The sequence below is a fragment of the Streptococcus sp. 5905 genome, from assembly GCF_013276505.1.
Taxonomy (GTDB): Bacteria; Bacillota; Bacilli; order Lactobacillales; family Streptococcaceae; genus Streptococcus.
In genome coordinates this window covers 38,057-52,214 of record NZ_VMLC01000002.1, presented here as the reverse complement: position 1 = coordinate 52,214, position 14,158 = coordinate 38,057, and the positions used below count along the sequence as shown (strand labels likewise).

Annotated in this window: 7 protein-coding genes; all 7 read right to left on the bottom strand. The window is 42.8% G+C overall.

Going from position 1 to position 14,158, the window contains the following annotated elements:
• Positions 1-83: 83 nt before the first annotated feature.
• The 7 genes from HT680_RS04980 to HT680_RS04950 all read right to left on the bottom strand — a co-directional run bounded on the left by HT680_RS04980 (position 84) and on the right by HT680_RS04950 (position 14,130).
• Entirely contained in the window at positions 84-7,145 is a 7,062-nt protein-coding gene (locus HT680_RS04980) for an SHIRT domain-containing protein (RefSeq protein WP_173258716.1), read from the bottom strand.
• 210 nt (positions 7,146-7,355) lie between these two features.
• Complete coding sequence (locus HT680_RS04975; RefSeq protein ID WP_173258714.1) at positions 7,356-8,171, bottom strand: endonuclease/exonuclease/phosphatase family protein; 816 nt, start codon at positions 8,169-8,171, stop codon at positions 7,356-7,358.
• Positions 8,172-8,222: 51 nt separating this feature from the next.
• A complete protein-coding gene (locus HT680_RS04970) occupies positions 8,223-10,409 on the bottom strand; it encodes a PTS transporter subunit IIBC (RefSeq protein WP_173258712.1) in 2,187 nt (728 codons plus the stop codon).
• 228 nt (positions 10,410-10,637) lie between these two features.
• A complete protein-coding gene (gene ftsX, locus HT680_RS04965; RefSeq protein WP_173258710.1) occupies positions 10,638-11,564 on the bottom strand; it encodes a permease-like cell division protein FtsX in 927 nt (308 codons plus the stop codon).
• The gene (ftsE, locus tag HT680_RS04960) at positions 11,557-12,249 is read right to left on the bottom strand and encodes a cell division ATP-binding protein FtsE (RefSeq protein ID WP_000022257.1); all 693 of its coding nucleotides are present in this window, start codon (positions 12,247-12,249) and stop codon (positions 11,557-11,559) included. Before ftsE ends, ftsX begins: the two co-directional genes overlap by 8 nt.
• A gap of 18 nt (positions 12,250-12,267) precedes the next feature.
• A protein-coding gene (gene prfB / locus HT680_RS04955) for a peptide chain release factor 2 (RefSeq protein WP_173258708.1) occupies positions 12,268-13,363 on the bottom strand; the annotation gives its coding sequence in 2 pieces (ribosomal slippage) (positions 12,268-13,290 and positions 13,292-13,363; 1,095 coding nt in all).
• 110 nt (positions 13,364-13,473) lie between these two features.
• Positions 13,474-14,130: a CBS domain-containing protein gene (locus HT680_RS04950; protein WP_000268641.1), complete on the bottom strand. Its 657-nt coding sequence runs from the start codon at positions 14,128-14,130 to the stop codon at positions 13,474-13,476.
• Positions 14,131-14,158: the final 28 nt, after the last annotated feature.

Sequence of the window (14,158 nt, the reverse complement as noted above, 5' to 3'; positions counted from 1 at the left end):
CCTTTAGCTTGCGACTCAGATAGATTTGTCGAACAGTCAAACAGTTGTTGTAAAAGTCGAAAGCTTCTAGATAAAATTAGTACTTAATCATCTTCACGCTTGCGACCAAGAAGCAACGCTGCTAGACCTGCAAGAAGAGAGCTAGTCATTAGACCAGTGAGTGAAAGTGGTGCAGTGCTACCTGTATTTGGCAATGTAGCTTGTTTTTCCTTTTCTCCTGCTGGACTTTGAGCTGGTGGATTCTCTTCAGGTTTTCTTGGTTGTTCTGGTTGATGTCTATCTGCCTGATTATTATCAGCCCCCTGCTCTCCCCCTGGATTCACTGGTGGAACTGGATTTGGTTGAGGTGCTGGTTGTGGCGTTGGTGCTGGTTGTGACGTTGGTGCCGGCTGTGGTTGTGGACTAGGATCTTGCTTAGCTTCAAAGACCCACTTACCGACGAAGGTTAGAGTTGCCCCCTCTTCCACTTTTTCGTAGCCCACGAATTTCCAAGTACCATTTGCAACAGCAACTCCTACAGGCATCGGTGCTTCTGGAACGAAAGCAATCGCTGCAGAAGAACTTGTAGTATATGTTCCACTTTGTGGAAGTAAGCTCAATACTTCTGCTGGCAAGTTGTTGTCTGCGGTTGCACTTTCGAAACGATAAGTCACTTGATAGGTTTCAGTTACCGGTGCAGGTAAAACATTAACTGGTACAGGAACTTCAGTAGAAGAACCATCTGGATAGTCAACTCGTACCTTACCTGTGTAAGTTCCTGGTTTTGTTGTGTCAATTTGACCTGCAGGTGTAATATCCACTACTTTAGTGCCAGCTGGAAGGCTTGACAAGTTCGTCACATTATCGGTCAAGTCAGGTGTTTGTCCAACCTTGATAGTTTCTTCCGTTACTTGAGGCGTATAAGTTTCAGCATTTGTCGGATTCGCCTTGAATTCCCACTTACCGACGAAGACTACATTAGCCTTGTTGACAACGGCGCTAGCTGCGTCGTAACCCTTGAAGGTCCATGTGCCGTCGTTCACTGCGTCGGTGTATGTAGTTTGGGATGGTTGCTTAGCGGAAACAGAGGCACCATTCACATACGAATCACTGTCGCTTGGGGTCAATGCTGCAATGGCTGCTGGAAGAGCCTTACCTGATGTCTCGCTCTCGAAGCGGTAACTTGCTTGGTACTTGTTAGCTTCAAAGGCCCATTTCCCTACAAACTCAACATCGGACTTATTGACTACAGCGCTAGCTGCGTCATAACCCTTGAAGGTCCAAGTGCCGTCGTTGACAGTATCTGTGTATGTAGTTTGGGATGGTTGTTGAGCGGAAACAGTATCACCATTCACATATCTTGCACTGTCACTTGGAGTCAAGGCTGCGATGGCTGCTGGAAGTGCTTTTCCTGCTGTCTCACTCTCGAAGCGATAAGTAGCTTGGTACTTCTTAGCTTCAAAGGCCCATTTCCCTACAAACTCTACATTTGCCTTGTTGACAACGGCGCTAGCTGCGTCATAGCCCTTGAAGGTCCAAGTACCATCGTTCACACTATCTGTATAAGTGGTTTGGGATGGTTGCTGAGCAGAAACAGTGTCACCATTCTCATATGTTGCACTGTCACTTGGAGTCAAGGCTGTGATGGCTGCTGGAAGAGACTTACCTGCTGTCTCGCTCTCGAAGCGATAAGTAGCTTGGTACTTGTTAGCTTCAAAGGTCCATTTACCTACAAACTCTACATTTGCCTTGTTGACAACGGCGCTAGCTGCGTCATAGCCCTTGAAGGTCCATGTGCCGTCGTTCACTGCGTCGGTGTAAGTGGTTTGGGATGGCTGTTGAGCGGAAACAGAGGCACCATTCACATAAGTTGCACTGTCGCTTGGAGTCAAGGCTGCGATGGCTGCTGGAAGTGCTTTTCCTGCTGTCTCACTCTCGAAGCGATAAGTAGCTTGGTACTTCTTAGCTTCAAAGGCCCATTTCCCTACAAACTCTACATTTGACTTGTTGACCACAGCGCTAACTGCGTCGTAACCCTTGAAGGTCCATGTGCCGTCGTTCACTGCGTCGGTGTAAGTGGTTTGGGATGGTTGTTGAGCGGAAACAGAGGCACCATTCACATAAGTTGCACTGTCACTTGGAGTCAAGGCTGCGATGGCTGCTGGAAGAGTCTTACCTGCTGTCTCACTCTCGAAGCGGTAACTTGCTTGGTACTTGTTAGCTTCAAAGGTCCATTTTCCTACAAACTCCACATTTGCCTTGTTCACGACTGCATTGGCTGCGTCGTAACCCTTGAAGGTCCAAGTGCCGTCGTTCACTGCGTCGGTGTAAGTAGTTTGAGATGGTTGCTGAGCGGAAACAGAGGCACCATTCACATATCTTGCACTGTCGCTTGGGGTTAATGCTGCGATGGCTGCTGGAAGAGCTTTTCCTGCTGTCTCGCTCTCGAAGCGGTAACTTGCTTGGTACTTGTTAGCTTCAAAGGTCCATTTACCGACGAAGGATACATCAGCCTTGTTGACAACGGCGCTAGCTGCGTCGTAACCCTTGAAGGTCCATGTGCCGTCGTTCACTGCGTCTGTGTAAGTGGTTTGGGATGGTTGCTGAGCGGAAACAGAGGCACCATTCACATATCTTGCACTGTCGCTTGGAGTCAAGGCTGCGATGGCTGCTGGAAGAGCTTTTCCTGATGTTGCGCTCTCGAAGCGGTAACTTGCTTGATACTTGTTAGCTTCAAAAGCCCATTTACCTACAAACTCTACATTGGATTTGTTGACAACGGCGCTAGTTGCATCGTAACCCTTGAAGGTCCATGTGCCGTCGTTCACTGCGTCTGTGTAAGTGGTTTGGGATGGTTGCTGAGCGGAAACAGAGGCACCATTCACATAAGTTGCACTGTCGCTTGGAGTCAAGGCTGCGATGGCTGCTGGAAGAGCTTTTCCTGATGTTGCGCTCTCGAAGCGGTAACTTGCTTGATACTTGTTAGCTTCAAAAGCCCATTTACCTACAAACTCTACATTTGACTTGTTGACCACAGCGCTAGCTGCGTCGTAACCCTTGAAGGTCCAAGTGCCGTCGTTGACAGTATCTGTGTATGTAGTTTGGGATGGTTGTTGAGCGGAAACAGAGGCACCATTCACATAAGTTGCACTGTCACTTGGAGTCAAGGCTGCGATAGCTGCTGGAAGAGCTTTACCTGATGTTGCGCTCTCGAAGCGGTAAGTAGCTTGATACTTGTTAGCTTCAAAGGCCCATTTCCCTACAAACTCTACATTTGACTTGTTGACCACAGCGCTAACTGCGTCATAGCCCTTGAAGGTCCAAGTGCCGTCGTTGACAGTATCTGTGTATGTAGTTTGGGATGGTTGTTGAGTGGAAACAGAGGCACCATTCACATATCTTGCACTGTCACTTGGAGTCAAGGCTGCGATAGCTGCTGGAAGAGCTTTTCCTGCTGTCTCACTCTCGAAGCGATAAGTAGTTTGGTACTTGTTAGCTTCAAAGGTCCACTTACCTGTGAAAGTCAAATCAGCTTTTTTCACAATCTTACTTTTGGCATCGTAACCAACGAAAGTCCATGTACCATCGTTCATATCATCTTTGTAAGTCGTTTTAGTCAACTCTTCTGGTACAACTTTTTGCATGTTGTAATAGCTTGAGCTATCTTTTGGTGCTTTCTTCTGGATAAATTCAGGCAAATCAACACCAGCCGTAACACTTACAAAAGTATAGCTTACATGATGCGGTCTAGGCGTTACTTCCCAGATACCCGTAAATGTCACACGCTTGCCATTATACGTCGCATTCTTCTGATCATAACCTTTGAAGGTCCAGACATAATCTTTTTCTTCGTCAACTACCGATTCTTTAGCAGGTTGTTTGGCTACAATGGTGTCTCCAACCTTATAAGAAGCCTCATCATTTGGAAGCATTCCCAAAACACTTTGTGGCAATGGAACACCTGCTTTAGATGATTTGAATACATATTCTGGATTTGGAGTAGGTACCCAGCTTCCAAGGAAAGTCTGTCTGCCTTTTCCTACAACGATTTTTTCTTTATCGTATCCTGCAAATGTCCAAGTTACCTTGTTTGCTGTATCAACATAAGTCGTCTCACTTGGTTGCTCAGCATCTACTTCTGTAAGGAACAGACCGCCCATCTTATAATCAATTGGGTTTTTCGGAGTCAACTTGGTGATATGATCTGGTAATACGAAATCAGGATTGGTTGATTGGAACTGATAGTCTATACCATTTGGCGTAAAGCTCCAAGTTCCTGTGATGGTCTTCACTTTCGTACCTGCAATAGCTTTTCCGTATTTATCTGCATCAAAACCATGGAAGGTCCATGTACCTGTCGGAACAGTTACTGTGGTGGTGTCAAGTTTGCTTGCATCTTTGTAATCATCAGCTCGTGCAACGAAATCAGTGCCAGCTGGAAGCATCTCGCGAATCTTATTTGGAAGAGGGTAGGCAGGAGTCGAGTTAGTAAATTTATACTCCACTCTGTAGATCGTATCAGACTGATTGGTAGGAACCAAAATCCATTTCCCTCTAAAGATAACGTCTCCTGCCTCGACTGTTTTCACACGTGGAGAAATAGTCGTATTATCATCTTCATAGTAGTCATCAAAGACCCAAGTTCCTCTGCCATCAGGATCCTCAAATCTTGTTTTAGATGGCATTTTAACGCGAGCTTTTTCACCCTTGACAAATTCTCTTTCGTAAGTGATTAGATTATACAAAGTTGATGGCGGATAGATCGTTTGACCAGAATCATCTTTTGAATCTGTATAGAAGTCATAGTAAACACTATGCTTGGTCGGTAAAAATTTCCAATGAACAGTGTAGGTAGAATCCTCATCGTCAGCTGGCTTCTCAACTTCCTCCTTTTGCTGAGGAATCTGCTGAGCAACCCATGTACCATCATTTTCATTATCGACGTATGAACTGAGATATTGAATTTCATTAAAGACATTGGCAGAATAATCTGATGGAGAAGTCGTGATAGGAGCAGGGATTTGGGCCTTCAAATCATCAGGAATGGTCTTCCCTGGAGTATCACTGACAAAGTCAAAGGAAACTGTCTTATCTCTGTGTGGTGTGAAGGACCAACTACCTGTAAAGAGGACGCCAGCTTTATTGACTACCTTTTTATCCTTGTCATAGCCTTCAAATTTCCAAGTACCTTTATTCTCAAAGTCCATGTAAGTCGTCTTCTCAGGTTTTTTTGCCTGAACAGTAGCACCATCAACATATGTCTCTGTGCTGATTGGCGGGAAGGTTCTGAGTCCATCTGGTAGAGCTAGGCTAGGGTCTTTGCTGACATACTCATAGTTTTCTGGGTACTTTTTCTCTTCAAATGTCCAAGTACCTGTGAACTTGAGATTCCATCCATCGTGCTCCCAGTCGCTCACTGGTTTTTTAGTAAAATCGTAGCCTTTAAAATGCCAAGTCCCCTTCTTATCCTTATCTTCATAGGTTTCTTGAATTGGTCTAACAGACTGAACTATATCCTTGCCTTTCGGGTATTTCTTTCTATCTGCATACGCCCACTCATCCATATAAACAGGCTTCAGATTATTAATCTCAGCAGGTAGTTCTTTGCCAGCCGTTCCACTGACAAACTCATAAGTCGGTTTCCGAGGAACTGGTGTAAATTTAAACATCAATGGTATTGTAACTTTTGGTATTTCCCCATATGTAGCCGCCCGCTCTAGTTCACGACTGAAGGTTAAATCTACTACATCTTCCTCAAAGGTCCAATTTCCTTCATTTTCCGCATCATAAAAGGGTTTGTAGACACCTTGAACTTCATCGTAGCGAAGCAAGGCTGCTCGCGTATCCAGTATATCTTTAGGTAAATACTCATCACGTTTATCAAACTGATTGAGAGAAAGCTTGTAATCGTATAGCTTACTTTCTAGATCCTTTATCTCCTTAGGAAGAGGTAATTTATATTCGTCACGTGAGGTCTTAGGACTACTTGGTAAATGATAAAAATTCTCAAAATCGTGCTGGTTCATAGGTTTGTAGGATACAGTGACATCCTCAAAGTATTTCCAAGTTCCTACGAACTCTACATCGCCATTGTTTGCCACTTTACTTGGAGCATCAAAGCCAGTCAAAGCCCAATAGCCTTTTCGGTTAGGATATTCTTCTGAAGTATAAAAAACATAGTGAAATTCTTGTGCTTTTACTACTTCACCCTCAGCAAATCTTCTTTTATCTTCTGGGCTCCAATTTGCAACATAAGATGGCAAAGTTTTTCCAGGTGAGCCATTAACCGCTCTATAGGTTGCCTTATATGGTGTCGGTGTAAATTCCCACTTACCTGTGAAGAAGACATCATCTTTGTCAATCACCTGACTATCATAGTCATAGCCCTTAAAGGTCCATCTGCCACTTCCATCATTCTCTACATAAGTTGTTTCAGTTGGCTGGATGGCCTTTACTTTATCGCCCTTTTTGTAGATTTTTGTGTCTTCTGGCTTTAAGTAGCTCAGTCCCCACGGAGCTGATTTTCCTGGTGTAGCACTTTCAAACTCATAAAGTGCTGTGTGAGGAGTCTTATCCTTGTCTGGGATGAACTTCGGATTTTTATCACGAAGGCCTGAATTGACAAAAGTCACGAGATTGCGATAAACTTTATCAATTTCTTCTTGCTTTGTCGCAGTTTGAAGCACACCATCGGCAGCCGTCATCACGCCATTCAAGATTTCTAGACTATCGTCTGTCTTACTTGAAAAGTCCTTGCTACGCAACTCTTTGAGGTAGTTCTCCAAAGTGCTCTTATTGAGACTAGCATTTGCTGGAGTTGCTTGAGCAGTGGCTGCAGCTGGCTGACTTGTACCTGTAGCTGGCTGAGCATTTTTGAAAACAGTCGAATCTGTTGCTTGACTTGTCTCTGTCGCAGCAGGTGCAGCAGACTTCAAAGTAACTTGGCTTTCTTTCTGGGATTCTGCTTGCTCTGTTGCAGAAGAGACCACCGAGACCTGATTCTCTGCTTTATTCTCCACTTGTTCAGTAGTTGCAAGCTCATCAGCTTGAGCTACTTGAGCGGCTCCAAGCGCCGCAGGCGCAAACAAAAATCCAATCGCAAGTGACACAGTAGCAACTGACAATTTGCGGATTGAATATTTTATCTTTCTATCCTGAAAAAACATTCCAGTCCTCCTTTTATTTCATAATTTTTATTCTATCATAAATAGTTAATATTATCTATTTTTTGACCGTAAATTTTTAAAAACTTATTTGTGGATATTCCCTCATAATATACAAATATACAAATAAACAAATAACTCCTTCTCCAAAATAGTAATTATAGGAATTTTTGTAAAAAAATGAAAGGAATCGCTCCCTTTCATTTTTTTCTTTTATTTCCAATTTAATACCGCGTTCAAACCATAGTGGTCACTGACTTGTGGACTATTCTGACCATCAAAAACTACATGCAAACTTTCTACTTCTAACTCTTTCGTTGTAAAGACATAGTCAATTCGAAGCGGTTCGGTATTTCCTTTCCAACCATCAATTTCTGGTGGAACGGTATAGCTACCGCTTCTCTCTTTAGCAACTTCAAAAGCATCTTGTAACTCTAGAGGACTAGCTAAAATCGCTTGGTAGCCTTCCTGACCAGCTGGATTATTAAAATCACCTGCTAAAATCAGAGGTTTGTTCAACTCTTTTAGTACAGCCTCAAATCGTGCCCATTCTTCTTTGAAACCTTTATCCCACCAAGAGAGATGAACACTTGCAAGAGCAAGTTCCTTGCCTTCAACCTCTGTTTCAGCCAAGGCGACACGGCGAGTATGGTAGTCCGTTGGGTCATCTACATCAGACACTAAAATTTCACGCGCCTTAATAGGTGTTTTGGATAATATAGCTACGCCTTCATGGTAGCGGTCATAGCCGATATGGTTGTAAGCCCAAGTCCAGTAGTAGTTTTTCCCTTTCTCAGCCAATTTTTCAACCAAAAGTCTCACATAGTGGTCTTGATGAATGGGTTCTGCCGCTGGTAAAGCTTGATAAAGATCATCAACCTCCACTTCTGGAGAAGTAATTTCTTGATTGATTTCTTGGAAACAAATCAAATCATAGTCTTTTTCAAGAATATCCTGGAGCAAGAGCTGGAATTTTTCTTCTGCTTCCTTCTCCATCCAACTGTGGGTATTGAGTGTTAAAAATTTCATGCTTTTCTCCTAAAACAAGAGGTTGGAAAACAGCTTCCAACCTCAAGTATATTACAATTCTACTTTAGCAACTGCTGTTTTAGCTGCAAGAGAACCAGTTTGTTCTAATTTAACAGATTTAAGAACATCTCCATTTGTGAAGACAACCACTGTTGAAGTTTCACGACCTGCTGCACGGATAGCATCCAAGTCAGCTGTGACAAGAAGATCACCAGCAGCAACCTTTTGTCCTTCAGAAACGTGAACTGTGAATGGTTTACCTTCAAGGCTTACAGTATCCAAACCGATGTGAACGAGTACTTCAAGACCTGCTTCAGTCACAAGACCAAGAGCGTGTTTTGTTGGGAAGATACTTGATACAGTCCCAGAAACTGGAGATACGATATTTCCATTGGCTGGTTCTACCGCAAATCCATCACCCATCATTTTTTGAGCAAAAACTGGGTCTTTCACTTGTTCCAAGGCAATGACTTGACCGTCAGCTACTGAGTAAACTTCCTCAGTTACACCCTTGAAATGTACAGTATTCTGTTGAGTTTCTGTCATTTGACTTGGAAGAGTTTCAGGAATAACCTCACCTGAGTCAAGGATATCTTGGATATCAGATTTCAACACGTCAGCTTTTGGTCCGTAGATAGCTTGGACACCTTGTCCTTTCATGACAAGCCCCATAGCTCCTTCAGCTTTCCACTCTTCTTCTGTACCAACACGATCTGCATCTTTAACAGTTACACGAAGACGAGTCATACATGCATCCACATCTACGATATTTGCACGACCACCAAGAAGGTTAATGATATTTACAGCTTGAGAAGCAGCTGCAACTTTTGGTTCACCTGAAGCAACTTCTTCTGATGCTCCTTCAGCAGTTTCGTAGTTTCCGTTACGTCCTGGAGTTGCGTAGTTGAATTTCTTGATCATGAAGTTGGCAATGAAGTACATGATAACCGCAAAGAGGACAGTTACCCAGATAAAGTTAACGATATCCATACCAATACCAGCATTAATTGCTAGCGGTGTACGAGTCAAGAATTCAATTGAACCGAATGAGTGCACACGAAGGTTCACGACGTCAGCCATAGCGAAGGCAGCACCTTGAACAAGTGAGTAAACAAGATACATAGGTGTTGCGATGAACATGAACATGTACTCGATTGGTTCAGTAACCCCTGTCAAGAATGTTGCAAGAGCTGTCGCAATCATCATACCTTTGTATTGGTGTTTCTTGTCAGCATCAACATTACGGTAGATAGCCACAATCACACCCATCAAGATACCGAATGAACCGATCATTTGTCCAACTTTGAAACGAGCTGGGTGAACAGTATCTAACAATTGTTGGTAGTGACTTGCATCTGTACCTTTAAGGTTAACAAGGTCTGTTACCCATGCAAGCCATAGTGGGTCTTGACCAAATACTTGAGTGCCTTTAGCTGCTCCAGTAAGGATTTCGTATGTTCCACCAAGAGCTGTATAGTTCATTGGGATAGTGAGCATGTGGTGAAGACCAAATGGCAAGAGCAAACGTTCCAAGGTACCATACAAGAATGGTGCGAGAACTGGCGCAGTTTCTTGTGAGTTGGCAATCCAGATACCGAAGTTGTTGATACCTGTTTGAACTACTGGCCAGAAAGCAGCAAGTGCAATCGCTGCAATAGTTGATCGAAGAATAACGACGAATGGTACAAAACGTTTACCATTGAAGAATGAAAGGGCATCAGGAAGTTTACGGTAGTTGTAGTATTTGTTATAAGCTGTTGCCCCAACAAAACCAGAGATAATCCCTACGAAAACCCCCATGTTAAGCGCTGGAGCCTCAAGAACGCTGATAAAGTAGTCAGCAACCTTGATTGAGCCACCAAAGAGAGTAGTGACCATAGCCTCAGGGTTTTTCAGCATATCACTTGTAACTCCAAAGATAGTACCTGTGATACGGTTAATCAAGATGAAGGCAAGCCCGGCTGCAAATGCACCACCTGCACGTTCTTTTGCCCAACTTCCCCCAATAGCAAGGGCAAACAAAATATGAAGGTTACCGATAACCCCCCAACCAATTTGCTCAAGGATTCCACCTGTAATCACTAGAGGAGCAAGATTTGGGTCGATCATCACGATTGATTTACCGATTGAGATCATCAATCCAGCCGCTGGCATAACGGCGATAACCACCATTAGAGCCTTACCGAATTTTTGCCAAAATTCGAAAGACAAGACATTTTTGAATGTAGCTTTCATCATTCAAATCTCCTTTATTTTATTTAGGCAAACGTTTTACGAAAACGTTTGCACTTGTTTATAATTCAATTATACCACTTTATTTTTTTTTGTAAAGGCTTTTATAAAAAAATTTTCCGTTTTTCTTAAATTTTTATACAAGCGCTAAAAGAAAAAAGAGAAGCTCAAGAAAACTTCTCTTTTAAAATTGTATTATTTCTGATTTGGTCTGCAAGTTGCATTTATATCCAACTAGATCTTTAAGAATCGACGCATTGAAATGCCTGATCCAATTGCCCCAATGAAAATACCAATCACAAACAATAGGACTGTCATCACAGGGATAAACACATCTGGTGTAATCATTGACAAGTTTTGACCTACCAAGGATTTATTGACAGATTGATAAACCATATTGTAAACAAAGAATACAAGGACTGAAGGAATCGCTGCACCAAATAAACCGATAAAAGCACCTTCCAGCAAGAATGGGCCACGGATATAGCCATTTCTCGCTCCTACTAGACGCATAATTTGAATTTCACGGCTCCGAGAAATAATGGTAATACGAATGGTATTGGAAATCAGAAAGACTGCAATAAAAATCAAGAGCCCTGCAATAACCAATCCCCAAACACGGATAAAGGAAGCCAGTTCGAAAAGTCGTTGAGTGTTGGCACCACCGTCTTGAACCTCAGATACCCCTTCAATTTTCTTGGCCTCTTCTGCTACTTTAGGAACATCACTCGGAGTATTGGTATCAACGATATAGGCATCATAGAGAGGATTGGCATCCCCTTCAAAGACCTTCCAGTCATCCCCCATCGTTTCAGTCAATTTTTGATACTGCTCTTCCTTGCTTGAAAAAGTGACATTCTTAACACCTTGCATGGCTTTTAAGGCATCATAAACCTTGTGATAGTCATTATTGGTAACTGTCTGACCTTCTTTTTCAATCGTTTCACTATTATCTGCTACATCCTTACGAATGTAAACCATGACACGAACGTTGTTTTCAATATCGGTAGCCAGTTTCGCTGTATTAAAAATTACAGATGCAAACAGGGCAACGAGTGTCAAGGTAATCATAACCGAACTCACTGCTGCCACTGTCATCCAGCCATTTCGTTTTAAACTTTTGAGTGATTCAAATAAATGGCGAAAAAATCTACTAATCATCGTATCCATATTCTCCTTTTGCTTCGTCACGAACGACACGGCCATTTTCAATGGCAATGACACGGTGGCGCAAGGTATTTACAATCTGGCTATTGTGGGTCGCCATCAAGACAGTCGTACCTTGGAGATTGATGCGTTCCAACAGATTCATAATTTCCCATGAATTATCTGGGTCCAAGTTTCCTGTCGGCTCATCGGCAATCAAGACCTTAGGATTGTTCACAATCGCACGGGCAATGGCAATCCGTTGCTGCTCTCCACCTGAGAGTTCGTTAGGGAAAGAGCGAACCTTATGTTTCAAACCAACCAGGTCCAACACTTCCATAACCCGTTTCTTAATATTGCGGCGGTTCTCTCCGATAACTTCCATTGCGTAAGCAATATTTTCATAAACGGTTTTCTTTGGCAAGAGTTTATAATCTTGGAAGACTACCCCAACACTGCGACGGAGTAGAGGGATATCTTTCTTCTTGATTTTAACCAAATTAAAGCCTGCAACTGTTAGGCTCCCTTTTTCAATCTTTACTTCCCGATATAAAGCTCGAATAAAGGTTGACTTCCCTGCTCCAGAAGGCCCAACGATATAGGCAAATTCTCCTGGTTCAATACTAAGAGAGACTCCACGAAGAGCAGTCGTTCCGTTATCGTATTTTTTGACAACATCTCGCATTTCAATGATTGACATGTGAGTTCCTTTCTATTCTTAGCTGATTCGCCACTTGAGATAAGCGTCGATGAAACCATCAAGATCTCCATCCATAACCTTATCTACCTGAGCGACTTCAAAGCTCGTACGGTGATCTTTTACCATGGTATAAGGTGTGAAGACATAAGAACGAATCTGACTTCCCCAAGTGATTTCTTTTTTCTCACCTTTGAGGGAATCGACTTCCGCAGCTTTCTTTTCTTGCTCCATCTGATAGAGCTTAGCTTGCAACATCTTCATAGCACGATCTCTATTTCCATACTGGGTACGATCGACTGTCGATTGAACGACTGTCCCCGTAGGAATGTGTGTCAAACGCACACCTGTTGAAACTTTATTGACGTTTTGTCCACCAGCACCACCTGAACGGAAGGTATCCATCTTAATATCATCCTCACGGATTTCCACTTCGATGGTATCATCCAACTCGGGCATGACTTCCACGGATGTAAATGAAGTATGACGACGTTTGGCAGAGTCAAATGGTGAAATACGTACCAGACGGTGAACACCCATTTCCGACTTGAGAAGACCGTAGGCATTTGGACCTTCAAAGGACAAGGTCACAGACTTGATGCCCGCTTCATCACCTGCTTGGTAATCCAAGACCTCTACTTTAAAGCCTTTGGCATTTCCATAGCGAGTATACATACGGAGCAACATATCACCCCAGTCCTGAGCCTCTGTACCACCAGATCCTGGATGGATTTCCAAGATGGCATTATTATGGTCATAAGGTTCTGACAAGAGAAGCGTCATCTCGTAGCTGGTCATTATCTTATCCAGTTCTGTCAACTGTTCGACCAGTTCATCATGGACTGACTCGTCTTCTGCTAAAAAGTCCAATAAAATTTCAACTTCATCCTGCAACTCTTCCATTTTACGGAAGGTGTTGTAGGTGTTTTTTAATTCATTTAATTCTTGCGACGTTTTTTGGGCCGCGATATTATCGTTCCAAAAATCAGGTTCCGTCATCTTGTTTTCCAAGATGGCAATCTCTTCCTCTAGTCCTTCGAGGTCAAAGAGACCCCCTGAAAGAAGCTAATTTTTCACGATTTGCGTCAATTTTTTGACGAATTTCTGAAATGTCCATAAATACTCCTTTATTCACATCGTTTTATTATACCACATTCTCTCATTTCTTTCCATATTTTGCTTGTTATTTCAATTTGTATACAAAAAAGAGGGCTTTCACCCTCCATTTTATAACTTTTTAGCAGAGGTTCGAGCAATCTCCTCTACTTGGATACCTTGCGCTTCAAATTTCTCCTTCAGGAAGGTTAAATCAATCGTCCCATCAATTTGAACCTCAATCACGACCTTGCCATCCTTGCGTGGAATATTGACTGTGTGTGAAATATTCAGATTTTCTTCTACAATCAAGGTCACAATCTTGCCCAAAACCCCGACTTCATTTTCCGTAATAAACCGAACACGAATTCCTTCCTCGCCGTAGCCAGCAATTTCTAGAAAGGCTTGAAAAACATCACGATCTGTAATCACACCGTAAACCTGCTGGTTGTCCACAACTGGAAGAATACCGATCTTATTCTTCAACATGAGATAGGTCGCATCTTCTAGACTTGCATAACCTGACACTGTGATGACATCCCGAATCATGACGTCTTTGACTTTGGTCTTATTGAGAAGATAATTCATCTCATAGATAGAGAGGCTGGTTGCTTTAGATGGGCTGGCTTCCGCAATGGTTCCTTCTGTTACAAGACCAACCAATTGATCATTTTCGATAACAGGTAAACGGTGCAAGCCTTGCTCGCGCATCAAATCTGCTGCATGTGCTACAGTCGTATCTGGACTGATATAAACTACCTTGCGGGTCATAAAATCTTTAACTGCCATGAGACTTCTCCTTCTTTATTGCTACTAT

What these genes read in the sequence shown, in the direction of transcription:
- HT680_RS04980 (WP_173258716.1), bottom strand. Translation starts at nt 7,145, where the DNA reads ATGTTTTTTCAGGATAGAAAGATAAAATATTCAATCCGCAAATTGTCA.
- HT680_RS04975 (WP_173258714.1), bottom strand. Translation starts at nt 8,171, where the DNA reads ATGAAATTTTTAACACTCAATACCCACAGTTGGATGGAGAAGGAAGCA.
- HT680_RS04970 (WP_173258712.1), bottom strand. Translation starts at nt 10,409, where the DNA reads ATGATGAAAGCTACATTCAAAAATGTCTTGTCTTTCGAATTTTGGCAA.
- ftsX (WP_173258710.1), bottom strand. Translation starts at nt 11,564, where the DNA reads ATGATTAGTAGATTTTTTCGCCATTTATTTGAATCACTCAAAAGTTTA.
- ftsE (WP_000022257.1), bottom strand. Translation starts at nt 12,249, where the DNA reads ATGTCAATCATTGAAATGCGAGATGTTGTCAAAAAATACGATAACGGA.
- HT680_RS04950 (WP_000268641.1), bottom strand. Translation starts at nt 14,130, where the DNA reads ATGGCAGTTAAAGATTTTATGACCCGCAAGGTAGTTTATATCAGTCCA.